The sequence below is a fragment of the Streptomyces aurantiaciflavus genome (genome assembly GCF_049808595.1).
Classification (GTDB): domain Bacteria; phylum Actinomycetota; class Actinomycetes; order Streptomycetales; family Streptomycetaceae; genus Streptomyces.
The window spans coordinates 106,238-130,716 of sequence record NZ_JBNCAQ010000010.1 but is presented as its reverse complement, the minus strand read 5'-3'; the positions used below and the strand labels follow the sequence as shown (position 1 = coordinate 130,716).

21 protein-coding genes are annotated in these 24,479 nt (G+C 69.4%); 12 read left to right on the top strand and 9 right to left on the bottom strand.

Annotation, left to right across the window (positions count from 1 at the left end; all coding sequences use genetic code 11):
- Nucleotides 1-49: 49 nt before the first annotated feature.
- The 7 genes from ACPT94_RS14065 (at nt 50) to trxA (ending at nt 9,987) form a co-directional block, all read left to right on the top strand.
- Entirely contained in the window at nt 50-2,437 is a 2,388-nt protein-coding gene (locus ACPT94_RS14065) for a DUF6049 family protein (RefSeq protein ID WP_360347344.1), read from the top strand.
- A 43-nt stretch (nt 2,438-2,480) separates the two neighbouring features.
- Nucleotides 2,481-4,751, top strand: coding sequence for a murein biosynthesis integral membrane protein MurJ (murJ, locus tag ACPT94_RS14060; RefSeq protein WP_425245949.1), 2,271 nt, complete (start codon nt 2,481-2,483; stop codon nt 4,749-4,751).
- A gap of 324 nt (nt 4,752-5,075) precedes the next feature.
- Entirely contained in the window at nt 5,076-6,797 is a 1,722-nt protein-coding gene (locus ACPT94_RS14055; RefSeq protein WP_425245948.1) for a protein kinase family protein, read from the top strand.
- 27 nt (nt 6,798-6,824) lie between these two features.
- Nucleotides 6,825-7,550: an RNA polymerase sigma factor SigM gene (gene sigM / locus ACPT94_RS14050; RefSeq protein WP_425245947.1), complete on the top strand. Its 726-nt coding sequence runs from the start codon at nt 6,825-6,827 to the stop codon at nt 7,548-7,550.
- Nucleotides 7,547-8,455, top strand: coding sequence for an anti-sigma factor family protein (locus tag ACPT94_RS14045; protein ID WP_425245946.1), 909 nt, complete (start codon nt 7,547-7,549; stop codon nt 8,453-8,455). Before sigM ends, ACPT94_RS14045 begins: the two co-directional genes overlap by 4 nt.
- Nucleotides 8,456-8,646: 191 nt before the next feature.
- Nucleotides 8,647-9,615, top strand: a complete 969-nt coding sequence (trxB, locus tag ACPT94_RS14040) for a thioredoxin-disulfide reductase (RefSeq protein ID WP_360347334.1) — start codon at nt 8,647-8,649, stop codon at nt 9,613-9,615.
- Nucleotides 9,616-9,657: 42 nt separating this feature from the next.
- Nucleotides 9,658-9,987: a thioredoxin gene (gene trxA / locus ACPT94_RS14035; protein ID WP_360347332.1), complete on the top strand. Its 330-nt coding sequence runs from the start codon at nt 9,658-9,660 to the stop codon at nt 9,985-9,987.
- Between the two features lie 129 nt (nt 9,988-10,116).
- On the opposite strand, the gene ACPT94_RS14030 is transcribed toward trxA, so the two are convergent.
- The 9 genes from ACPT94_RS14030 to rpmH all read right to left on the bottom strand — a co-directional run bounded on the left by ACPT94_RS14030 (nt 10,117) and on the right by rpmH (nt 16,999).
- Nucleotides 10,117-10,734, bottom strand: coding sequence for a GNAT family N-acetyltransferase (locus tag ACPT94_RS14030; protein WP_360347330.1), 618 nt, complete (start codon nt 10,732-10,734; stop codon nt 10,117-10,119).
- 327 nt (nt 10,735-11,061) lie between these two features.
- Nucleotides 11,062-12,162: a ParB/RepB/Spo0J family partition protein gene (locus ACPT94_RS14025; protein WP_360347328.1), complete on the bottom strand. Its 1,101-nt coding sequence runs from the start codon at nt 12,160-12,162 to the stop codon at nt 11,062-11,064.
- Nucleotides 12,159-13,229, bottom strand: coding sequence for a ParA family protein (locus ACPT94_RS14020; RefSeq protein WP_360347404.1), 1,071 nt, complete (start codon nt 13,227-13,229; stop codon nt 12,159-12,161). Before ACPT94_RS14020 ends, ACPT94_RS14025 begins: the two co-directional genes overlap by 4 nt.
- Nucleotides 13,230-13,493: 264 nt before the next feature.
- Nucleotides 13,494-14,210: a 16S rRNA (guanine(527)-N(7))-methyltransferase RsmG gene (gene rsmG, locus ACPT94_RS14015; protein ID WP_360347326.1), complete on the bottom strand. Its 717-nt coding sequence runs from the start codon at nt 14,208-14,210 to the stop codon at nt 13,494-13,496.
- A 117-nt stretch (nt 14,211-14,327) separates the two neighbouring features.
- Nucleotides 14,328-14,840 carry a Jag family protein gene (locus ACPT94_RS14010; protein WP_360347324.1) on the bottom strand — a complete coding sequence of 171 codons (513 nt, stop codon included), beginning with the start codon at nt 14,838-14,840 and terminating at the stop codon, nt 14,328-14,330.
- Nucleotides 14,841-14,855: 15 nt separating this feature from the next.
- Nucleotides 14,856-16,115, bottom strand: a complete 1,260-nt coding sequence (yidC, locus tag ACPT94_RS14005) for a membrane protein insertase YidC (protein ID WP_360347322.1) — start codon at nt 16,113-16,115, stop codon at nt 14,856-14,858.
- A gap of 3 nt (nt 16,116-16,118) precedes the next feature.
- Nucleotides 16,119-16,472 (bottom strand): membrane protein insertion efficiency factor YidD, encoded by a 354-nt coding sequence (gene yidD, locus ACPT94_RS14000; RefSeq protein WP_189931544.1) that lies wholly within the window; start codon nt 16,470-16,472, stop codon nt 16,119-16,121.
- The gene (rnpA, locus tag ACPT94_RS13995) at nt 16,469-16,840 is read right to left on the bottom strand and encodes a ribonuclease P protein component (RefSeq protein ID WP_360347320.1); all 372 of its coding nucleotides are present in this window, start codon (nt 16,838-16,840) and stop codon (nt 16,469-16,471) included. The genes yidD and rnpA overlap by 4 nt, the downstream gene beginning before the upstream one ends.
- A gap of 21 nt (nt 16,841-16,861) precedes the next feature.
- Nucleotides 16,862-16,999 carry a 50S ribosomal protein L34 gene (rpmH, locus tag ACPT94_RS13990; RefSeq protein WP_003956500.1) on the bottom strand — a complete coding sequence of 46 codons (138 nt, stop codon included), beginning with the start codon at nt 16,997-16,999 and terminating at the stop codon, nt 16,862-16,864.
- A 377-nt stretch (nt 17,000-17,376) separates the two neighbouring features.
- Here rpmH and dnaA point away from each other — a divergent pair, with 377 nt between their 5' ends.
- The 5 genes from dnaA to ACPT94_RS13965 all read left to right on the top strand — a co-directional run bounded on the left by dnaA (nt 17,377) and on the right by ACPT94_RS13965 (nt 24,172).
- On the top strand, nt 17,377-19,323 hold the full coding sequence (gene dnaA, locus ACPT94_RS13985; RefSeq protein ID WP_425245945.1) for a chromosomal replication initiator protein DnaA: 1,947 nt from the start codon (nt 17,377-17,379) through the stop codon (nt 19,321-19,323).
- A gap of 925 nt (nt 19,324-20,248) precedes the next feature.
- Entirely contained in the window at nt 20,249-21,379 is a 1,131-nt protein-coding gene (gene dnaN / locus ACPT94_RS13980) for a DNA polymerase III subunit beta (RefSeq protein ID WP_360347402.1), read from the top strand.
- A 209-nt stretch (nt 21,380-21,588) separates the two neighbouring features.
- Nucleotides 21,589-22,464, top strand: a complete 876-nt coding sequence (gene gnd, locus ACPT94_RS13975) for a phosphogluconate dehydrogenase (NAD(+)-dependent, decarboxylating) (protein ID WP_360347316.1) — start codon at nt 21,589-21,591, stop codon at nt 22,462-22,464.
- Nucleotides 22,465-22,517: 53 nt separating this feature from the next.
- A complete protein-coding gene (recF, locus tag ACPT94_RS13970) occupies nt 22,518-23,639 on the top strand; it encodes a DNA replication/repair protein RecF (RefSeq protein WP_360347314.1) in 1,122 nt (373 codons plus the stop codon).
- Nucleotides 23,636-24,172: a DciA family protein gene (locus ACPT94_RS13965; protein WP_360347312.1), complete on the top strand. Its 537-nt coding sequence runs from the start codon at nt 23,636-23,638 to the stop codon at nt 24,170-24,172. The genes recF and ACPT94_RS13965 overlap by 4 nt, the downstream gene beginning before the upstream one ends.
- The last annotated feature ends 307 nt before the right edge of the window (nt 24,173-24,479 follow it).

The following is a 24,479-nucleotide window of genomic DNA, read 5'->3' as shown; positions in this document are numbered from 1 at the left end:
GGACGCACATTCCGACGACCACTGACGACGACGAGGGACGGACGAACGCGTGGCCGAGGCGGCAGACACCCCGGGGATGACTCCCTCACCTGCCCGCCGGTGGCTGCGGCGCACCGGAGCACTGCTCGCGGGAGCGCCTCTGCTGGCCGGTCTGCTCCAGCTGCCCACCTCCTCGGCGCAAGCCGTCGGCCAGGCCTCCGCCAGGGAGGCCTCCGGCGCGGGCACGGTGGCCGTCGCGGTCGACTCGCTCAGCCCCAGTGCTCCGACCGACGGCGACACGCTGACCGTGTCCGGCACGGTCACCAACAACGGCAAGCAGGCGGTCACCGACGCGCGCGTGGATCTACGGGTGGGCGCGGAGCTGACGACCCGCTCGGCGATCGACGGCGTGGCCAAGCGGGCCGACGATCTCTCCGGCTCCGTGGGCGACGCGGTGGGCGGCAAGTACGTCGCCAAGTTCGCCAAGCTCACGCCGGGCGTCGCCCAGCAGTTCAGCATCTCCGTACCGGTCGCCGAGCTCGACCTCGGGGACGGCGGGGTCTACCCCGTGGGTGTCTCCCTCTCGGGCGAGACCGCCGCCAAGCCGTGGGAGCAGGTGCTGGGCATCCAGCGGACGTTCCTGCCGTGGCAGCCCGAGGAGGCGGACACCGCGACGAAGACGACCGTGCTGTGGCCCCTGGTCTCCACCGTCCACATGACGGCCGAGACCGGTTCCAACGAGCAGCAGACGCCTGTCTTCCTCAATGACGACCTCGCCGAGGAGATCTCCCCCGGCGGCCGCCTCGACCAGTTGGTGAGCCTCGGCGACGCACTCGACGTCACCTGGGTGATCGACCCGGACCTGCTGGCGTCCGTAGATGCCATGGCCGGCCGCTACGACGTCCGGGGCGACGGCGGCACCACCACGGCCGGAACGCATCAGGCGGTCGCCAAGCAGTGGCTCGCCGAGCTGCAGCAGGCGGTCCAGGGCAAGGAGGTCGTCGCCCTGCCCTTCGCCGATCCCGACCTGGCCTCCCTCGCCCACAACGGCACCGGTGTCACCGGCTCGCTCAGCCAGCTCAAGGCGGCCACCGACGTCGCCGCCACCACGGTGGAGACGGTGCTCCATGTCACCCCGAACACCGACTTCGCCTGGCCGGTGGAGGGCGCCGTCGACCCGTCGATCGTGAAGGTCGCCACCTCCGCCGGAGCCGACAAGGTGATCGCACGCAGCGACAGCCTGCAGGAGACCGGCGACCTGTCGTACACGCCCTCCGCACCACGCCCGATCGGCGGTGGCACCACGGCGGTGGTCGCGGACTCACGGCTGTCGACGGCGTTTCAGGGGGATCTGACGAAGGCTTCCGCGTCCACGCTCGCCGTCCAGGAGTTCCTCGCGCAGAGCCTGGCGCTGAACCTGCAGACGGGCAGGCAACGCAGCATCGTCGTCGCTCCGCAGCGGATGCCGACCGCCGACCAGGCCCAGGTGATGGCCGAGGCGGTCACCGCCCTCCAGACCAGCACCTGGTCGCAGACCCAGCAGCTCACGGCGGCCGCCACGGCCAAGCCCGACCCCGGCGCCACCACCAAGGTGCCGTCGCGGTCCGAGTACCCCTCCTCGCTGACCAAGCGGGAGCTGCCCCGGTCGGCCTTCCAGAAGATCGCGACCACGCAGGACAAGCTGGACAACTTCAAGGTGATCCTCACCGACGAATCCCGGGTGGTGACCCCCTTCGGGCGGGCGATCAACCGTGAGATGTCCACGTCGTGGCGGGGCCGGAACACTGCGGCGAGCTCCTTCCGCCAGGGCGTGCAGGACCACATCGACACCCTCGCCGCCCAGGTCAAACTGATCCAGAAGTCGGAGACCAAGCTCTCCGGGCGCAGTGCCATGATCCCCGTGACCGTGCAGAACAACCTCGTGCAGGGCGTCGACCACCTGGTGCTGCGACTCACCTCGACCAACGAGACCCGTCTCGAGATCGGCGGCCACAACTTCGCCGAGCAGCGCATCGCGGTCTCCGGCGGGCACAGCACGACGGTGAAGTTCACCACGTCCGCCAACGTCAACGGTCAGACGACCGTGGTCGCCCAGCTGTACACGGAGGACGGGCGGGCGTACGGCGCACCCGTCACGTTCGACGTGAAGGTCACCGAGATCACGGCAACCGTCATGCTGGTCATCGGCGGCGGTGTCCTGCTCCTGGTGCTGGCCGGTTTCCGCATGTACACCCAGCGCAAGCGTGCCGCGGCCCGCGAGGCCGGGCAGGACGCCTGTGACGAGGCGGGTGAGACCGCCGACACCCCGGTGGCCCCCCAGCGTTCCACGGACCGTCTCGCCGAAGAATCCGGTGCCCGGTCCGGGGCAGACGACCCGGTGCAGCCGAGTGACGAGACCCCGGACACCGCAGCGGAAAGCGCCGACCCGTCCGGGACGGGTGAGAGAGTGGACCGTTGAGGATGTCGTGGCCGTGGGCCCGGGACGATGAGGTGGGGTAACCATGAACGCGCCGTACGACGGTGACCGCGGCCAGGCCGCGGGCAGCTCGGGCTATCCCGAGGGCCCGCCGCCCGAGCACGGCCAGGTGCCGCCGCAGCACCCCGCGGACATGTACCTCCAGGACGCCTACGACCAGGACCCCTACCGGTCCCAGGACCTCACCGCGCAGGACCCGGTCGCCGAGGCGCTCTACGACCGTGCCGCGCACCCCCCGCCGCCCCCAGGCACCTACCAGCCGCAGCAGCCGCTGTACGGCCAGCCGCAGCAGTCCCCGTACGCCCCGGACCCGCGGGTGTGGGCCCAGACGCCGCCGCCCGAGCCGGAGGGCCCGACCCAGTACCTGCCGTACGGCGACGATCCCCGGACGACCCAGTTCGTGGGCGTGGACGACCTGGTCGCGCACTCCGGCGAGGAGCGGCACGAGCCCGACGCCTTCGCACACCTCTTCCGGGACCAGCAGCAGGGCGTCGGCCGTCCGACGACGCAGCACCCGGCGGTGCCGGGACCGACCCGGGCACCGGGCGGCGAGGAAGCCGCGTCCCCCTACCAGACGCCGCAGTACCAGGCCCCTGCGCAGTACGAGGCGCCGGCCGCCGAGCCCACCACCCCCGAACCGGCCCCCGCGCCCGCCGCGAAGAAGGGCGGGCGGGCCGCCGGCCTGCTGAAGTCCAGTGCCGTGATGGCGGCGGGCACGATGGTCTCGCGCCTCACCGGCTTCATCCGCTCCGCGCTGATCGTCTCGGCGCTCGGCGTCGGCCTCCTCGGTGACACCTTCCAGGTCGCCTACCAGCTGCCGACGATGATCTACATCCTCACCGTCGGCGGCGGCCTCAACTCCGTCTTCGTGCCGCAGCTGGTGCGGGCCATGAAGGAGGACGAGGACGGCGGCGAGGCCTACGCCAACCGGCTGCTGACGCTGGTCATGGTGGCGCTCGGCGTGCTCACGTTCGCCTCGATCGCCGCGGCTCCCGTCCTGATCCGCCTCCTGTCCGACTCGGTGGCCAGCGACCCGGCGGCCAACGAGGTCGGCATCACCTTCCTCCGCTACTTCCTGCCCTCGATCTTCTTCATGGGCATCCACGTCGTGATGGGGCAGATCCTCAACGCGCGCGGCAAGTTCGGCGCGATGATGTGGACGCCGGTCCTGAACAACATCGTCATCATCGTGACGCTGGGCATGTTCATGTGGGTCTACGGCACCGCCGCCGACTCCGGCATGAAGGTCACGACCATCCCGCCGGAGGGCCAGCGACTCCTCGGCATCGGCGTGCTGCTCGGCCTGGTCGTGCAGGCCCTGGCGATGATTCCCTACCTGCGCGAGACCGGCTTCCGGCCGCGGCTGCGCTTCGACTGGAAGGGCCACGGCCTCGGCAAGGCCGTGACGCTCGCCAAGTGGACCTTCCTGTTCGTCCTGGCCAACCAGGCCGGCGCGATCGTCGTCTCCCAGCTGTCCACCGCGGCCGGCAAGGACTCGCCCGTCGACGGCACCGGCTTCGCCGCGTACGCCAACGCCCAGCTGATCTGGGGCCTGCCGCAGGCCATCATCACCGTCTCCCTGATGGCCGCCCTGCTGCCCCGCCTCTCCCGCTCGGCGGCCGAGGGCGACGGCGGCGCGGTCCGCGACGACATCTCCCAGGGGCTGCGCACCACGGCCGTCGCGATCGTGCCCATCGCCTTCGGATTCCTCGCACTCGGCATCCCGATGTGCACCCTGATCTTCGGTTCCTCCGGCACCAGCGAAGCCACCAACATGGGTTTCATGCTGATGGCCTTCGGCCTCGGCCTGATCCCGTACTCCGTGCAGTACGTCGTCCTGCGCGCCTTCTACGCCTACGAGGACACCCGCACCCCCTTCTACAACACGGTCATCGTGGCCGCGGTCAACGCGGGCGCCTCGGCGGTGTGCTACTTCGTGCTCCCCTCACGCTGGGCTGTGGTCGGCATGGCCGCCTCCTACGGCCTCGCCTACGCCATCGGCGTCGGCGTCGCCTGGAACCGGCTGCGCAAGCGGCTCGGTGGCGACCTCGACGGGTCCCGCGTCCTGCGGACGTACGCACGGCTGGCCATCGCCGCCGTGCCGGCCGCCCTGCTCAGCGGCGCGGCCTGCTACGGCATCGGCCACAGCCTCGGCCAGGGCGTCCTCGGTTCCTTCGCCGCGCTGCTCGTCGGTGGGGCCGTTCTGCTCGGCATCTTCTACGTCGCGGCGCGCCGCATGCGCATCGAGGAGCTCAACTCGCTCGTCGGCATGGTGCGCGGACGCCTGGGTCGCTAGGCCTGTCCGGCGGACCAGGTCGCAGGAAAGGAGCAGCACCTGATGAACGAGGGTGAGCGGGGTCCGGTGCCTGCAGTCGCGAGGCGGAGGAAGGCGTCGATGCGGAGCCGCGGGAACCGACGGCAACGCCGCAGATGTGTGTGCCCAACCCCGCGTCTGCGGCATGATCCGCTGAACAGGCCCCAGGGCGGGGGGTAGGCGCACAACCATCGTCGGCCGCCGCGTGTCGTGCATAGCGGCGGACTGTGGGCACAATTGGTTTCGGCGTCGGACGGCGCGCACGAGGTCGGACGGCGCGCAACGAATGGGGAGGCAGGGACGACGGTGGCGGAACGGAGTACGGCTGCCGTCGACGTGGCAGACAACAGCGGTGACGAGCCGCTGACCGCACAGGCGGACCAGTCCACGGCCGACGGGGTGGCCAAGAACCGGGAGCGGGACACGGACAGCGACGAGGCACAGGGGAGTGGCGGGGCGGAGCGTCCCGGAAAGACCTCGGCGCCGGAACTGCACAGCGGTCACAAGCTCGCCAGACGCTACCGCCTCGAGGACTGCGTTACCCGTCTGGACGGTTTCAGCAGCTGGCGCGCGGTCGACGAGAAACTCCGTCGCGCCGTCGGCGTCCATGTCCTGCCCGCGGATCACACCCGGGCGCGTTCGGTGCTGGCCGCGGCCCGTTCCTCCGCACTCCTCGGCGATCCTCGGTTCGTCCAGGTCCTGGACGCCGTCGAGGAGAACGACCTCGTCTACGTCGTCCACGAGTGGCTGCCGGACGCCACCGAGCTGACCACGCTCCTCGCCTCCGGGCCGCTGGAGCCGCACGAGGCCTACCAGATGGTCAGCCAGATCGCCTCCGCCATGGCCGCAGCCCACCGTGAAGGCCTCGCGCATCTGCGCCTGAATCCCAACGCCGTGCTGCGCACCTCCACGGGCCAGTGGCGCATCCGCGGCCTCGCCGTGAACGCGGCGCTGCGCGGCATCGGCTCCGACACCCCGCAGCGCACCGACACCGAAGCGATCGGCGCCCTGCTGTACGCGGCGCTCACCCAGCGCTGGCCGTACGAGAGCGACGCCTACGGTCTGTCCGGACTGCCCAAGGACATCGGGCTGATCGCTCCCGACCAGGTCCGTGCCGGCATCCACCGGGGTCTGTCGGAGCTGGCCATGCGTGCTCTCGCCAATGACGGGGCGACCGCCTCGCGGCACGAGTCCGCGTGCACCACGCCCGAGGAGCTCGTGAAGGCGATCGGCGAGATGCCGCGCATCCGCCCGCCGGAGCCCGCGTTCACCGCTCCCCCGGAGTACCAGCGCACGACGTACCAACAGGGCACCTACGGCCGCCCCGCCCCGCACCCGGGCGTCACCCAGCCCGTCCCGGCCCCGCCGCCCCCGCTGCAGAGCCGGACCGGCAAGGCACTGAAGTGGGCGGTCTCCGCCCTGCTCATCACCGCCCTCGGCCTGGGCAGCTGGCAGCTCGCGGACGCCCTGATGGACCAGGGCAACAAGTCCGAGGACTCCAACCAGACGCAGACGACCGACGAGGGCGACAAGAACAGCGCCGCGCCGAAGCCGGTCCAGCAGCTGAAGATCCAGGGCGCGGAGGAGTACGTCGTGAGCGGCGACTCCCAGCACCCCGACGATGTCGACAAGACGTACGACGGGGACAGCTCGACGTACTGGCGGACCTCGAGCTTCCGAGGCGGCCCCGTGCTGGCGCCGTACAAGCCAGGCGTGGGGATCGTCTACGACCTCGGTTCGGCCAAGGAGATCTCCGCGGCGACCATAGGGCTCTACTACGGCGGCGATCACACAACCGTCAACCTGTACGCCGCGAACTCGCTGACGCCGCCGGCGAGCGCGCTGACGTCGATGCAGAAGCTCGGCACCATCACGACAACCGGAACCACCGCCACGGTGAAGGTCACCAAGCCGGTGAAGACGCAGTACGTGCTCGTCTGGCTCACGGCTCTGCCGAAGGCACCCGGCGACGAGTACAGCGACCCCGGCTACAAGCAGGCCATCACCGACCTGAAGTTCATGGGCTGACGTCTCAGCGAAGGGGGAGGGGGTCCGATGGCAGAAGGCACCGCCTATGGCGACGCAAGCGATCAGGACCTCCTCGCCCGTCATGTGGAGGGCGATCCCGACGCCTTCGGTGAGCTTGTGCGGCGTCACCGCGACCGGCTGTGGGCGGTGGCCCTGCGGACGTTGGGAGACCGTGAGGAGGCCGCTGACGCGGTCCAGGACGCCCTCGTCTCCGCCTATCGGGCCGCCCACACCTTCCGCGGCCAGTCCGCCGTCACGACGTGGCTGCACCGCATCACCGTGAACGCCTGCCTGGACCGGGCCCGGAAGGCGGCCTCCCGCAAGACCTCACCGGTCGACGACACCGAGCGTCTGGAGCAGCTGCTGGAGCCGCACGAGTCGGCCTCGGCCCCCGCGGAGCGCGCCGATCTGCACCGCCAGCTCCTCGAGGCGCTGGGGACGCTCCCGGCCGACCAGCGCGCCGCGCTCGTCCTGGTGGACATGCAGGGCTACCCCGTCGCCGAGGCCGCCCGGATGCTCGACGTGCCGACCGGGACGGTGAAGAGCCGCTGTGCCCGGGGCAGAGCCAAGCTACTGCCCCTGCTCACCCATCTTCGGCCGGAGAACACCGGCGAAGAGAGACAAAACGTGGCGGGACGGAACCAAGCGCTGGGGACATCCGTCCCACCCGCAGCGGGACCTCAGAAACGGGGACCGGACGGCGCCGGGACGGGCGATTCAGCTGCTGTGAAGGGCGGAGGTGGGCGAGCGTGACATCGACGACGGACATGACCGGGCACCCGGACGTCGCGGAGATCTCCGACCTCACCGAGGGCCTGCTTCCGCCCTCCCGCAGCGCCGATGTACGTCGGCATCTGGACGGATGCGAGCTCTGCGCGGACGTTCACGCGTCGCTGGAGGAGATCCGCGGTCTCCTGGGCACCCTGTCCGGACCGCCGCGAATGCCGGACGACGTCGCCCACCGCATCGACGCCGCACTCGCCGCTGAGGCCCTTCTCCATGCCACGGCACCAGAGACCACGGCGGCCGCTGCGAAGGACTCCACGGTGTCCGAGTCCGATCCGGACCGTGCCGCGGATGTTTCACGTGAAACATCGACAGGAACGGTCCGCCCCATGGGGCGCGCCCGCAGCTCCACCACCGGTCCGGGCCGTAAAGAGCGCAGGCGCAGTGGCCGCCGCAAGGTCGCCGTCCTGGGAACCGTCTTCGCTGTCGCCGCACTGGGGCTCGGCTCCGTCGTGGTGTCGTCGCTGACGGACGACGAAGGATCCGGCACCTCGGCGCACAAGCAGAAGTCTCCCGCCGTCGACACCTTCGCCGCATCCACCTTGGAGCGGCAGGTCACGGATCTCCTCGCCAAGGCGCCGCATTCCAGGAGCCGGGACACTGTGGGGACAGCGAGCGAACCCGGAAGCCCCACCAAGACCTTGCGGGTACCGGTGGTCCCACCCTGCGTCCAGAAGGGGATCGGTCAGAGCGACGCGGCCCTCGCCACCGAGCAGGGCACCTACGAAGGGAAGGACGCGTTGCTGGTCGTGCTGCCCAACCCGTCCGACAGCACCCGCGTCAACGCCTACCTCATGGACGCAACCTGTGTGGCGAACCGGTCGGTGGGCCCCGCCAAGGTCCTATTGAAGGATTCCTACACGCGTCGCTGACGGCCCAGGCAAGCGCACCTCTGCAGCTCAGGCTTCGTCTCCGTCCTGCGTGGTATCCCGTCCGGTGCCGACCCCTCCGTGTGCCCGGACACACCGGGAATGCACGCCCCTTAGGATCCGTTGGGTGGGGTGAGAGTTCAGAGAGGCTCCCACCGGTCGAACGACGCAGACCAGAGACGAGGAATCAAGCCGTGAGCGACGTCCGTAACGTGATCATCATCGGCTCCGGGCCCGCCGGCTACACGGCGGCGCTGTACACCGCGCGAGCGTCGCTGAAGCCGCTGGTGTTCGAAGGTGCCGTCACTGCGGGCGGCGCGCTGATGAACACGACCGAGGTGGAGAACTTCCCCGGCTTCCAGGACGGCATCATGGGCCCCGAGCTCATGGACAACATGCGCGCCCAGGCGGAGCGGTTCGGCGCCGAGCTCGTTCCGGACGACATCGTCTCCGTCGATCTCTCCGGTGAGATCAAGACCGTCACGGACACCGCCGGCACCGTCCACCAGGCCAAGGCCGTCATCGTCGCCACGGGCTCGCAGCACCGCAAGCTCGGCCTGCCGAACGAGGACGCCCTCTCCGGCCGGGGCGTCTCGTGGTGCGCCACCTGCGACGGCTTCTTCTTCAAGGACCAGGACATCGCCGTGATCGGCGGCGGCGACACCGCGATGGAGGAGGCCACCTTCCTCTCCCGCTTCGCCAAGTCCGTGACGATCGTCCACCGCCGGGACACCCTGCGCGCCTCCAAGGCGATGCAGGAGCGCGCCTTCGCCGACCCGAAGGTCAAGTTCGTCTGGGACAGCGAGGTCGCCGAGATCCAGGGCGACCAGAAGCTGGCCGGCCTGAAGCTGCGCAACCTCAAGACCGGTGAGCTCTCCGACCTGCCGGTGACCGGCCTGTTCATCGCGATCGGCCACGACCCGCGCACCGAGCTCTTCAAGGGTCAGCTCGACCTGGACGAGGAGGGCTACCTGAAGGTCGCCGCGCCCTCCACCCGGACGAACTTGACCGGAGTCTTCGCCGCCGGTGACGTGGTCGACCACACCTATCGCCAGGCGATCACCGCGGCCGGTACCGGCTGTTCCGCCGCTCTGGACGCCGAGCGCTTCCTCGCCGCCCTGGCGGACGAGGAGCAGGCCGAGCCCGAGAAGACCGCCGTCTGACCTCCTCCCGCCCCCACCGCACACCAGTTAAAGGAGCCCGCCGTGGCCGACCTGAAGAACGTGACCGACGACTCCTTCGAGCAGGAAGTCCTCAAGAGCGACAAGCCCGTCCTGGTGGACTTCTGGGCCGCCTGGTGCGGTCCGTGCCGCCAGATCGCTCCGTCCCTCGAGGCGATCGCCAGCGAGTACGGTGACAAGATCGAGGTCGTCAAGCTCAACATCGACGAGAACCCGGGTACGGCCGCCAAGTACGGCGTCATGTCCATCCCTACCCTGAACGTCTACCAGAACGGCGAGGTCGCCAAGACCATCGTCGGCGCCAAGCCGAAGGCCGCGATCGTGCGCGACCTTGAGGACTTCATCGCTGAGTGACGATGCGAGCCGTCGCTGCGGCGGCCGATGTTTCACGTGAAACACGAACGGGTCAGTCCTTCCGGGCTGGCCCGTTCGTGCTGCCGGAGCGGGTGCGGGCCCGAGTCCTTCAAGTGGCCACAGCACCGCTCACAGCGGTCGCAGCGCCGGCTCCTTCTGTACCGCCCCCAGAAGCCGGTCGAGCGCCATCTCCACGTCTTCCTTCCAGGAGAGTGTGGTGCGCAGCTCCAGTCTCAGCCGAGGGTGGGAGTGGTGCGGCCGCACCGTTTTGAAGCCCACCGCCAGGAGATGGTCGGCGGGTAGCAGACAGGCCGGCTCCTTCCAGCGGGCGTCGCCGAATGCCTCGATCGCCTTGAACCCCCGGCGCAGCAGATCTTTGGCGACCGTCTGCACCATCACCCGGCCGAGCCCCTGGCCCTGATACCCCGGCATGATGAACCCCGTCATCAGCTGCACCGCGTCCGGAGCCACCGGGCTGGTGGGGAACGCCGTCGAGCGAGGCACATACGCGGGCGGGGCATAGAGCACGAAGCCCACGGGGACGTCGTCGACATAGACGACCCTGCCGCAGGAACCCCAATCCAGAAGGACGGCGGAGATCCAGGCCTCCTTCTCGAGGGCCGCCGTGCCCGCTCTTACCGCGGCCTCACCGCTGACGGGGTCCAGCTCCCAGAAGACGCACGAGCGGCAGCGCTGGGGAAGGTCCTGAAGGTTGTCCAGCGTGAGCGGTACGAGCCGACGCCCCATGAAGGCTGTTCCTCGCTTCCTTCGCCCGCGGCATCACGAGCGGCTGTCAGAGCACTCCGTTCCCTGAGCAGGCTGCCGACGAAGCCTCCGACCGCGCCCACCCCCAGTCCCGCACTCACCAGACCGGCCCGGCTCATCGTTCGCATGGCCCCCGCCTCCCACTCCGAGGTGCTGCCAGGTGGATGTGCCATACCCGAACGCATCGTATCCACCATGCGATTCCATCGACACTGCATGAAAGCAAAGAGCGAGCCGTGTTCCGGTACTCACCGGACACGGCTCGCTCGTGCGGTCGGCAGGGTGGGAGCACCCCGGCCGCTGGGCGGGTCAGCTTTCCGCTTCCGCGGACTCGCCTTCCACAAGGCCCTTCTGGAGGACGGGGGCCTCACCGGGGGCAAGCGTGTCGAGGATGCGCTCGAGGTCCTCCATGGAGGCGAACTCGACGGTGATCTTGCCTTTCTTCTGCCCCAGGTCGACCTTCACGCGTGTCTCGAAGCGGTCGGAGAGCCGCGTGGCGAGGTCGGACAGCGCCGGGGAGACCCGGCCCCCGGCACGAGGCCCCTTGGAGCGCTGCGGCGTCTGAGGCCGGGAGCCCATGAGGGTCACGATCTCCTCGACGGCCCGCACCGAGAGCCCCTCGGCCACGATCCGATGGGCCAGCCGGTCCTGCTCCTCCGAGTCCTCTACGGACAGCAGTGCCCGGGCGTGGCCGGCGGAGAGAACCCCGGCCGCGACGCGACGCTGGACCGCCGGAGAGAGCTTCAACAGGCGCAGGGTGTTGGAGACCTGCGGACGGGACCGGCCGATGCGGTCCGCCAACTGGTCGTGCGTGCAGTTGAAGTCCTTCAGCAGCTGGTCATAGGCAGCTGCCTCCTCAAGCGGGTTCAGCTGCGCCCGGTGGAGGTTCTCCAGCAGAGCGTCCAGAAGAAGCTTCTCGTCCTCCGTGGCCCGCACGATCGCGGGGATCGCCTCCAGGCCCGCCTCACGGCAGGCACGCCAGCGTCGCTCGCCCATGATGAGCTCGTAACGCGCGGGGCCGAGTTGCCGGACCACGACCGGCTGGAGAAGACCGACTTCCTTGATGGAGGTGATCAGCTCCTGCAGCGCGTCCTCGTCGAAGACCTCACGCGGCTGCCGGGGGTTCGGTGTGATGGCATCGAGGGGAATCTCAGCGAAGTGAGCGCCCAAGGGGGGAGCGGGCGTCTCCTCAGCGCCGATTGCCGACGGCTCCTCGGTTTCACGTGAAACAGACGGCAGCGTCGCCACCTTCGCTGCGGCCACCCCGCGGTCGGACGCCAGCAGCGGGACCGCTGCAGGGGACGTGGATGCCCCACCTCCCACCGCGGCCGAAGCCGGCGACTTCTCGGTCGGAGCAGCAGGGATCAGTGCACCGAGACCACGCCCCAGCCCCCTCCGTCGCTCACTCACTGAATCCCCTCCATGCTCGGGTTGTTCTGTGCGCCGATATGGGCGTGGGTGGCGTCGTAGCTGACACCGAGGCCCTTCAGCGCGATCTCTCGTGCCGCCTCAAGGTAGGAGAGGGCACCACTCGATCCAGGATCGTAAGTCAGCACCGTCTGCCCATAGCTCGGCGCCTCGGAGATACGGACCGAGCGGGGAATGCTCGTCCGCAGCACCTCGTCGCCGAAGTGGGTGCGCACCTCCTCCGCGACCTGCGACGCGAGACGCGTCCGGCCGTCGTACATGGTGAGCAGGATGGTCGACACATGCAGTGTGGGATTGAGGTGTCCCCGCACCAGGTCGACATTGCGCAGCAGCTGGCCCAGTCCCTCCAGCGCGTAGTACTCGCACTGGATCGGGATGAGGACTTCCTGGCCCGCCACCAACGCGTTGACCGTCAGCAGGCCGAGGGAGGGCGGGCAGTCGATCAGGACGTAGTCCAGCGGCTGCTCATAGGCCTGGATCGCTCGCTGCAGTCGGCTCTCGCGTGCCACCAGGGACACAAGCTCGATCTCCGCACCGGCGAGATCGATCGTGGCGGGAGCACAGAAGAGTCCCTCGACATCGGGAACCGGCTGAACGACTTCCGCGAGCGGGCGGCTCTCGACCAACACGTCGTAGATGGACGGGACTTCGGCGTGATGGTCGATCCCCAGGGCAGTGGACGCGTTGCCCTGCGGGTCGAGGTCGACCACCAGGACGCGGCTACCGTGCAAGGCCAGGGAAGCGGCAAGATTGACGGTCGTCGTCGTCTTGCCCACGCCACCCTTCTGGTTGGCGACCACGATGACACGGGTCTGCTCGGGCCGTGGCAGGCCCTCGCCGGCGCGGCCCAGAGCCTCCACCGCCAGTTGGGCCGCACGACCGATCGGAGTGTCGTCCATCGGGGGCGGTGTTTCACGTGAAACATCCTCCCCCATCGACTCGGTACGGGGACCGGGGACCGGATCGGTCATCGGTCCCGCGATGTTGGCGTCGGACCGCAAGGATTCACTCTCCTCGACTTCAAGCTCGCAATGAACAGAGCCTCCCATGTCTTCGGGGTCGCGAACCAGTGAGGCCTGGCGTTCTGTGGAGAAATCCACCTCTGTGGACAACTCCGATCCCTTGTCGAGTGAGCCGCGAGGCTTCCGGTCACGGGGTTCGGCCGCGGCGCGGCCCCGACTGATGATGCCGTGGAGCAGTGAGCGACGTTTCACGTGAAACACGATGCACAGCGCCCGCGGCCGAACTGTCGCGACACTCCGTCGTGCGTAGGTTTGGCAGCTTGTGTGGAGTAGGCCGGTCTTCGGGCCGGATCAGCGACGGCGACGTGTGCGGCCCGTCCGGGCTGCCTTGGCCCGCTTGGCCGCGAACCGCACACCACCGGGGCTCTCCCCGACCTCCACTCGCACGACCGTGGAGAGCGGATCGACGATGCCCTCCCCGACGTGAAGGATCGAGGTGCCGACCGCGCCCAGCTTACTCAGCGCGGTGGCCGCGCTCTTCAGCTCCTCCTCCGCGGTGTCGCCCTTGAGCGCGAGCATCTCACCGTAGGGACGCAGCAACGGGATGCCCCAGGTGGCCAGGCGGTCCAGCGGTGCCACCGCACGGGCGGTCACGACATGGACCGGCGGCAGCTTGCCCATGACCTCCTCGGCGCGGCCACGGACGACAGTCACATGATCCAGACCGAGGAGCTCGACGACCTCGGTCAGGAAATTGGTGCGCCGAAGGAGCGGCTCCAGCAGGGTGATCTTGAGATCCTCGCGTACCAGGGCCAGGGGGATACCGGGCAGGCCGGCACCAGAGCCGACGTCGCACACCGTCACCCCCTCGGGCACCACCTCGGAGAGCACCGCGCAGTTCAGCAGATGCCGTTCCCAGAGGCGGGGCACCTCCCGTGGACCGATGAGCCCACGCTGCACACCGGCCTCGGCCAGGAGCTCGGCGTACCGCACCGCATCCGCGAAGCGACCACCGAATACCTCGCGTGCCTGCTCGGGCGCAGGGGGGAGCTCCGCTGCCTCCGTCACGGGGACCGTCCTTCCGTACCGCATCGGCGCGTTCGGCGCCGACCACCAGAACTACAGGCTGACAAAGACCGGCCCCGCCTGCGCAACAGACGGGGCCGGAGGAACGTACGTACCGAATCAGTCGGGGAGCACGACGACGAAGCGCTGCGGCTCCTCGCCCTCCGACTCGCTGCGCAGGCCGGCCGCCTTGACCGCGTCGTGGACGACCTTGCGCTCGAAGGGCGTCATCGGCTTCAGCCTCACCGGCTCACCGCTGTTCTTCGCGTCGGCCGCGGCCTTGGCACCCAACTCGGAGAGCTCGGTGCGCTTCTTGGCGCGGTAGCCCGCGATGTCCAGCATCAGCCGGCTGCGGTCGCCGGTCTCCCGGTGCACGGCCAGGCGCGTCAGCTCCTGCAGTGCCTCCAGCACCTCGCCGTCCCGGCCTACCAGCTTCTGCAGGTCGCGGCTGCCCGTGTCGCTGATGATCGACACAGAGGCACGGTCGGCCTCGACGTCCATGTCGATGTCGCCGTCGAGGTCGGCGATGTCCAGCAGACCCTCGAGGTAGTCCGCCGCGATCTCGCCCTCCTGCTCCAGGCGGGTCAGGGTGTCTGCACCCTCGGCGGCGGCGGAGGTGGTGCCTTCCGTCACGGGATGGGCTCCTTCTTACTTCTTGGACGGGGACTTGGGGCGCTGCGGGCCGCCCTTGCGCTGCCCGGACTGGGCCCTGCTGCGGCCACCGGCACCGGACTTCGGGTTGGCGGAGCCGGCCGGCTTGGTGTCCTGGGGCTCGTCGGACTTGCTCAGCGAGGTGGTCTCGCCGGCCGCCTTCGGGCTTCCGGACTGGCGCTGGGCCTTGCTCTGGCGCTTGGGCTGCTGCCGCTTGGCCGCGGCCGTCGTGGGCGCACCGTCCTCGGTGAGGGTGGCGGTCTGGGCCTCGCCCTTCACGACGGTGCCGTCGGCCTGGGCCGCGAGGCCCGCCTTGCTCAGACCGTTGATGAACTTGCGCTCGGACTCGTTGCGGTCACGGCCCTTGGCCACGATGGCCTTGACGATGGCCTTCTCGCCGCGGCCGCGCGTCTTGCCGTGGTGCGTGACCCGCTTGTGCAGGCGCTCCAGGTAGGCGGCCTGGGCCTTGGAACCCGGGGTCGGGTTGTTGTGGATGACGTACATCTGCTGGCCCATGGTCCACACGTTGGTGGTCAGCCAGTAGACGAGTACACCGACCGGGAAGTTGATGCCGAAGACGGCGAACATGATGGGGAAGACGTACATCAGCATCTTCTGCTGCTGCATGAACGGCGTCTTCACGGTGGTGTCGACGTTCTTCGTCATCAGCTGGCGCTGCGTGTAGAACTGCGACGCCGACATCAGGACGATCATGACCGCGGTGACGATGCGGACATCGGTGAGGGAGGCACCGAGCGCCTCCACCTTCGACGAGCTGTCGGTGAACTTCGCGGCCAGCGGAGCGCCGAAGATGTGCGCCTTCTGCGCGCTCTCCAGCAGGCTCTTGTTGATCACGCCGATGGTGTCGCCCGTCGCGATGCCGTTGAGCACGTGGTACAGGGCGAAGAAGAACGGGGACTGCGCCAGGATGGGAAGGCACGAGGAGAGCGGGTTGGTGCCCGTCTCCTTGTACAGCTTCATCATCTCTTCGGACTGACGCTGCCGGTCGTTCTTGTAGCGCTCCTGGATCTTTTTCATCTCCGGCTGGAGCGTCTGCATGGCCCGCGTCGACTTGATCTGCTTCACGAAGAGCGGGATCAGGCAGATACGGATCAGGATCACCAGGGACACGATGGACAGGCCCCAGGCCCATCCGGTGTCAGGGCCGAAGATCGCGCCGTACACCGTGTGGAACTGGACGATGACCCAGGAGACAGGTGTCGTGATGAAACTGAAGAGGCTTGCAATCGTGTCCACTAATCATGCTCCTTGGGCATGGGACGGGGTCTCTGCGGCCGGGCTCGAAGGACGATTCTCCTCGGTGGCCGTTTCGGCGGCGGAGGGCCCGCCCTTGCGTGCGCGCCAGGCGTCGCGCAGCATCTCGTGCCACCGCGGGCGCTTGCGCGGCGGGACATGGTCCACGCCTCCCAGCGACCACGGGTTGCACCGCAGGATGCGCCAGGCGGTGAGAGCCGTGCCCTTGATCGCACCGTGCCGGTCGATGGCCGTGTAGCCGTAGTGGGAGCACGACGGGTAGTACTTGCACACCGGCCCGAGCAGCGGACTGATCGTCCACTGGTAGAGCTTGATCAGGGCCAGCAGCGGGTACTTCATCGCGCGCCCCCTCCCAGCAGCCGTTGAAGGGCGGCATCCAGGTCTTGGGCCAGCTGTGCGTGGTCGGCGTCACCCGCACCGGGCAGCGCCCGTACGACTACCAGGCTACCGGGGGGAAACAGGGCGACTCGATCGCGCATCAGATGGCGCAGTCTGCGTTTGACCGTGTTGCGCACGACCGCACCACCCACGGCCTTGCTCACGACGAAACCCGCACGCGTCGGGGGAGCGCTCTCCCCAGGCGCGTGCGGGTCCGTGGCACCGCTTCGAAGGTGGACGACGAGAGTCGGGCGTCCGGCCCGACGGCCCCGTCGTACCGCGGTCGCGAAGTCCTCGCGCCGCCTCAGCCGGTTCTCGGTGGGCAGCACGACGGCATGACCTGACCGGGATCAGGCGGACAGACGGGCGCGACCCTTGCTACGGCGGGACGCGAGAATCGCGCGGCCGGCACGGGTGCGCATACGCAGCCGGAAGCCGTGGGTCTTCGCGCGACGACGGTTGTTCGGCTGGAAGGTGCGCTTGCTCACTCGGGGGCTCCAGAAATCAATCGGTAGTGGCGGGGTGCCGTCCTGGCTGTCACCGTGCGCCCACGAGTAGCTCGCGTTCAGCGCCCGAGTGCACCGCTTCCCGATCACCTTGACGCGATCTGTGCCCATCGGAGGCAGGCGGCAGCAGCCATCGACAACTCGACCTGGTTACGGTACGCGGGGCTACGCCATCCGGTCAAACCGGCGGCCACTGGGAGACACTGTCCACAGCCTGGGGACAACAACTTGAACCGTACCCGCCGCGCTGACTACCGTGGCTGAACTCCGATTCGTTCCCTTGTCCCTGCCCCCACCCGATGTGAAACCGACCCGTCCCACCGTCACACGTTCGTGGGACCTGTGAGAGAGCGTGCCCTGTGGCTGACGTACCTGCCGATCTTGCCGCAGTGTGGCCACGCGTACTGGAGCATCTCCTCGGAGAGGGCCGCGGACAGGGCGTCGAGGCGAAGGACGAGCGCTGGATCCGGCGCTGCCAGCCGCTGGCGCTGGTCGCCGACACCGCCCTGCTCGCCGTACCGAACGAATTCGCGAAGGGCGTACTCGAGGGCCGGCTCGCCCCGATCGTCAGCGAGACCCTCAGCCGTGAGTGCGGCCGCCCGATCCGTATCGCGATCACCGTCGACGAGTCCGCGGGCGAGCCGCCGGCCCCGCCCGCACCCCCCGCCCAGCCGCGCTACGAGGAGCCCGAGCTCCCCTCCGGCCAGTACGACAGCCCGTACGACAAGCCCTACGAGAGCCAGTACGACGGCTACGGCCGGCACCGCGCCGAGCAGCGTCCGGGGCCCTCCGGCGACCAGGGCTCCCGCCAGGACCAGCTGCCGACCGCCCGGCCCGCGTACCCGTCGGAGTACCAGCGCCCCGAGCCCGGCGCCTGGCCGCGGCCCACGCAGGACGAGTACGGCTGGCAGCAGCAACGCCTCGGCTTCCCCGAGCGCGACCCGTACGCGTCGCCCTCCCAGGACACCTACGGCGGCCCGTCCGGACCGGACTCCTACGGCTCTCCCGCCCAGGACGCCTACGGACCGCCCTCCCAGGACTACCGCCCCCAGGCGATGGACCGGCCGTCCTACGACCCGTCGCCGTACGCCCCCAAGCGCTCCGACTACGAGCCCTCGCGCCCCGAGTACGACCAGCGCGACCCGGCTCGTCGTGAGCTGCCCGAGCCGACGGCGGAAGGACATCCGCACCGCGGCGGTCCAGGTGGTCCCGGTCAGCCCGGCGCCGGCGCGCCCGGCCCGCAGCCCGCGTCGGCGAGCGGTCCCGGTGAGCCGACGGCGCGGCTGAACCCGAAGTACCTCTTCGACACCTTCGTCATCGGCGCCTCCAACCGCTTCGCGCACGCGGCCGCGGTCGCCGTCGCCGAGGCGCCCGCGAAGGCGTACAACCCGCTCTTCATCTATGGGGAGTCGGGGCTCGGCAAGACGCACCTGCTGCACGCGATCGGGCACTACGCGCGCAGCCTGTACCCGGGCACGCGCGTGCGCTACGTGAGCTCGGAGGAGTTCACCAACGAGTTCATCAACTCCATCCGCGACGGCAAGGGCGACAGCTTCCGCAAGCGCTACCGCGAGATGGACATCCTGCTCGTCGACGACATCCAGTTCCTGGCGGACAAGGAGTCGACGCAGGAGGAGTTCTTCCACACGTTCAACACGCTCCACAACGCGAACAAGCAGATCGTGCTGTCCAGCGACCGGCCGCCGAAGCAGCTGGTGACGCTGGAGGACCGGCTGCGGAACCGTTTCGAGTGGGGTCTGATCACCGACGTCCAGCCGCCCGAGCTGGAGACCCGTATCGCCATCCTTCGGAAGAAGGCGGTGCAGGAGCAGCTGAACGCGCCGCCGGAGGTGCTGGAGTTCATCGCCTCCCGCATCTCGCGCAACATCCGCGAGCTGGAGGGCGCGCTGATCCGGGTGACGGCCTTCGCGTCGCTCAACCGGCAGCCGGTGGACCTGGGCCTGACGGAGATCGTCCTGAAGGACCTGATCCCCGGCGGCGAGGATTCGGCACCCGAGATCACCTCCACGGCGATCATGAGTGCGACCGCCGACTACTTCGGCCTCACAGTCGAGGATCTGTGCGGCAGCTCGCGCGGCCGCCAGCTCGTCACGGCCCGCCAGATCGCCATGTACCTGTGCCGCGAGCTGACGGACCTGTCGCTGCCGAAGATCGGCGCGCTGTTCGGCGGCCGCGACCACACGACGGTGATGCACGCCGACCGCAAGATCCGCAATCTGATGGCCGAGCGGCGCTCCATCTACAACCAGGTGACCGAGCTCACCAACCGCATCAAGGCCGGCTGAGGACGGCAGAAAGACCGGCCGACAACGACGGCTGAGGCACCGCAGAGACGCCCGAGGGCGCTTCCGGAGGGATCCGGAGGCGCCCTTTTCCGTGCCGCGGAGGGGCGGACCGGGCGCCGCGCGGAAGCCCGCCGGTCATCCGCTGTTCGATTAGCCGCCGCGTTACGGCCACTCTCCACAGATTCGCCGACTTTTTCCCCTCCACAGCCTGGGGACTGCCGCGTTGTCCAGATCGTGTCCACAGGCCCCTCTGTTGAAAGGCCATCAGGCCAGGTCACCTGGTTGTGGATTCGTGGACGAAGGATCTCCACAGACTGTGGACAGCGCGCCGATCCACACCCTGTGCACGAAGTTGTCCACGGGCAACCCACAGGATCTCGCCGGTTGTCCCCAGCGATCGCCCGCTTCTCCACATCCCTGTCCACTGTTCGGCAACCCGGCGCGCCTCCTCACCGGCTCGAGTGAAAGCCGTCACACGAAGCTGCCGGGTTGGGCTGTGGGAAAGACGGGTAAACCTGGGGACGGCTCTGGGGAGAAGTCGCCCCTGCCTGTGTACGGGGTGTGCAGAACTTTCCGTTCTCCACAGAGGACCCCGGTTGTCCACCGCCTCCGCCCACAGGGCCCGTGGACAAAATCTCGCCTCTGAGCTGCGACAACGCGGTTATCCACGGTATCCACAGGCCCTACTACTACTCCCGACTAGAGAGAGCCCGGAATCCGTTTCGAAGGGGGCCCTGTGCACAACTCGCTCTTCGCGGCCCGGCTGCCTCTCGTCACGACTTGACCCCGAGAGGCACCTACTGTCAGTGCGGTGCGTCAGACTGGTCCCCGGTGGTCCTTCCCCACACCGGGACCGACGACACCGAGACAGACGACGAAGGCCAGGCAGGGCGAGAAGCGCCGGCAACAGCAGGAGGCGGCAACAGTGAAGATCCGGGTGGAACGCGACGTACTCGCGGAGGCAGTGGCCTGGGCGGCGCGCAGCCTCCCGGCCCGTCCGCCGGCGCCTGTCCTCGCCGGCCTCCTGCTGAAGGCCGAGGACGGTGCCCTCAGCCTCTCCAGCTTCGACTACGAGGTCTCCGCGCGTGTGTCGGTGGAGGCCGAGGTGGAGGAGGAGGGCACGGTGCTCGTCTCCGGCCGCCTGCTCGCGGACATCTGCCGCGCCCTCCCCAACCGGCCGGTGGAGATTTCCACAGACGGTGTACGGGCGACGGTGGTCTGCGGCTCCTCGCGCTTCACCCTCCACACACTGCCTGTGGAGGAGTACCCGTCGCTGCCGCAGATGCCGAACGCGACGGGCACGGTCCCCGGCGAGGTCTTCGCCTCGGCGGCCGCCCAGGTCGCCATCGCCGCCGGCCGTGACGACACGCTGCCCGTCCTCACGGGTGTGCGCATCGAGATCGAGGGCGACACCGTCACGCTGGCCTCCACCGACCGCTACCGCTTCGCGGTCCGCGAGTTCCTGTGGAAGCCGGAGAACCCGGACGCCTCCGCGGTCGCCCTGGTGCCCGCCAAGACGCTCCTGGACACCGCCAAGGCACTGACCAGCGGTGACAGCGTCACGCTGGCGCTGTCCGGCTCGGGCGCGGGTGAGGGCCTGATCGGTTTCGAGGGCGCCGGCCGGCGGACGACGACGCGACTGCTGGAGGGCGACCTCCCGAAGTACCGCACGCTGTTCCCGACCGAGTTCAACAGCATCGCCGTCATCGAGACCGCCCCCTTCGTGGAGGCCGTCAAGCGTGTGGCCCTGGTCGCCGAGCGCAACACCCCGGTGCGGCTCAGCTTCGAGAAGGGCGTGCTCATCCTGGAGGCCGGCTCCAGCGACGACGCACAGGCTGTGGAAAGGGTCGACGCCCAGCTCGAGGGCGACGACATCTCCATCGCCTTCAACCCGACCTTCCTGCTGGACGGCCTGAGCGCCATCGACTCCCCGGTCGCCCAGCTGTCCTTCACGACGTCCACCAAGCCCGCGCTGCTCAGCGGCAAGCCGGCGATGGACGCCGAGGCGGACGAGGCCTACAAGTACCTGATCATGCCGGTCCGGCTGAGCGGCTGATCGACTGACGCCGGTGCCGCGCTCTCGCCGGTTGTCCACAGTCGGTGGACAACCGGCCCGGTCGTTGGGGAAACCCGCAGGTGAGAGCGGGCGTCGGGGGTGTACGGATGAGCGCGTATGCCCACAGGTGTGCGTGACCGTCCGGGTTTAGGCTCGGACACGGGTACGAAGGTGCCCCACACGCCACACAGCGACCTAAGGAACAACTGATGGAGCTCGGTCTCGTCGGCCTCGGCAAGATGGGCGGCAACATGCGCGAGCGGATTCGCCGCGCAGGCCACACCGTCATCGGATACGACCGCAACCCGGACCTCGCCGATGTCCACAGCCTCTCTGAGCTTGTGGGCAAGCTCAGGGGCCCGCGCGTCGTGTGGGTGATGGTCCCGGCCGGAGCCCCCACCCAGTCGACGATCGACGAGCTCGCCGAGCTGCTGGAGCCGGGTGACGTCGTCGTGGACGGCGGCAACTCCCGCTGGACCGACGACGAGAAGCACGCCGAGGAGCTCGCCGCCAAGGGCATCGGCTTCGTCGACTGCGGTGTCTCCGGCGGTGTCTGGGGCCTGGAGAACGGCTACGCGCTGATGTACGGCGGAGACGCGGAGAACGTCGCCAAGGTGCAGCCGATCTTCGACGCCCTCAAGCCCGAGGGCGACTTCGGCTCGGTGCACGCCGGCAAGGTCGGCGCCGGCCACTTCGCGAAGATGGTCCACAACGGCATCGAGTACGCGATGATGCAGGCCTACGCCGAGGGCTGGGAGCTGCTGGAGAAGGTCGACTCGGTCACCGACGTCCGTGAGGTCTTCCGTTCCTGGCAGGAGGGCACGGTCATCCGTTCCTGGCTGCTCGACCTGGCGGTCAACGCCCTCGACGAGGACGAGCACCTGGACAAGCTGCGCGGTTACGCACAGGACTCCGGCGAGGGACGCTGGACCGTGGAGGCCGCCATCGACAACGCGGTACCGCTTCCGGCGATCACCGCGTCCCTGTTCGCGCGGTTCGCCTCCCGTCAGGAGGACTCGCCGCAGATGAAGATGATCGCGGCGCTGCGCAACCAGTTCGGCGGGCACGCGGTCGAGAAGAAGTAGTCCACAGGGCCGTCCGTCGGTCCACAACGCTGGGGGAGGTCGGCGAAACGACCATGCACGTCACGCATCTGTCGCTGGCCGACTTCCGCTCCTACGCCCGGGTCGAAGTCCCGCTCGACCCGGGCGTCACGGCCTTCGTGGGCCCGAACGGTCAGGGCAAGACCAACCTCGTCGAGGCCGTCGGCTATCTCGCCACCCTCGGCAGCCACCGCGTCGCCTCCGACGCGCCGCTGGTGCGCATGGGCGCCGACCGCGCGGTCATCCGGGCGCAGGTCCGCCAGGGCGAGCGGCAGCAGCTGGTCGAGCTGGAGCTGAACCCGGGCAAGGCCAACCGCGCCCGCATCAACAGGTCCTCGCAGGTCAGGCCCCGTGATGTGCTGGGGATCGTCCGGACCGTGCTGTTCGCGCCCGAGGACCTCGCCCTCGTGAAGGGCGACCCCGGGGAGCGGCGCCGCTTCCTGGACGAGCTGATCACCGCGCGCTCCCCGCGCATGGCCGGTGTGCGCTCCGACTACGAGCGCGTCCTCAAGCAGCGCAACACCCTTCTGAAGTCGGCCGCGCTGGCCCGTCGCCATGGGGGACGCTCCATGGACCTGTCCACGCTCGACGTGTGGGACCAGCACCTCGCGCGCGTGGGCGCCGAGCTGCTCGCCCAGCGCCTCGACCTGGTGGCCGCGATCCAGCCGCTCGCCGACAAGGCGTACGAGCAGCTGGCCCCCGGCGGCGGCCCGGTCGCCCTGGAGTACAGGCCGTCGGCGCCGGGTGAGGCGCACACGCGCGAGGACCTCTACGAGCAGTTGATGGCGGCGCTCGCGGACGTCCGCAAGCAGGAGATCGAGCGGGGCGTCACCCTCGTAGGCCCGCACCGGGACGATCTGATGCTCAAACTCGGTCAGCTGCCCGCCAAGGGATACGCCTCGCACGGCGAGTCCTGGTCCTACGCGCTCGCGTTGCGGCTGGCCTCCTACGACCTGCTGCGGGCCGAGGGCAACGAGCCGGTGCTGGTTCTCGACGACGTCTTCGCCGAGCTGGACGCCCGGCGCCGCGAGCGGCTGGCGGAGCTGGTCGCGCCCGGTGAGCAGGTGCTGGTGACGGCCGCGGTCGACGACGACGTACCGCATGTGCTCACCGGCGCGCGGTACACGGTGTCGGAGGGGACGGTGCAGCGCGTATGAGCGCGGACGAGCCCGGTCCGGAGAAGACCCCCGAGCCCTCCGGTGTCGACCTCGCGCGCGTGGCGCTGCGGGCGGCGCGCGAGCAGGCACGCGCGCGTGGGGACGCGGCGCGGCAGAAGAAGCAGGCCCGGCGCGGAGGCGGCCTGCGCTCCGGTGCCCGCGCGGACGGCCGCGACCCGATGGCGCTCGGCGCCGCGATCAACCGGCTGCTGACCGAGCGCGGCTGGGAGGCGCCGGCCGCGGTGGGCGGGGTGATGGGCCGCTGGCCGCAGATCGTCGGCGAGGACGTGGCCAAGCACTGTGTGCCCGAGCGGTACGACGAGGACGAGCGCGTGCTGGTCGTGCGCTGCGACTCCACGGCCTGGGCGACGAACCTGCGGCTGCTCGCGCCGACGCTGGTCGCCCGTCTCAACGAGGACCTGGGCCACGGCAGGGTCAAGCAGATCAGGGTGCAGGGCCCCGGTGGCCCCGCCCGCCGCTACGGCCCCCTGCGGGCCCCCGGCAGCACGGGTCCCGGCGACACCTACGGGTGATGTGCATCACGTATCTTCGGCCGGGACGGGCCTGTCGTACCGTCCCGGCCGTTGTCGTACGGGCCCGTGGACGGCCCGCGTGCGCGTCGTGAACGGCCCGCACGCGGTTGCGAATCCGGCCGTGACTCCCCGGTAGCCAAGGGTTGACACCCGGAAGCGCTGAGTGCCTCTGTGAGCCTCTTGGAGCCCCGCTCCGCATATGGGGACCCGGCCGAGACCGGTTGAGGGCGGCACATGAGGACTCAGGTACCGGCAAACCCCCATCACTGTCGGCGCTACCGGTAGACTGGAAGCCAATCCCGCCCCA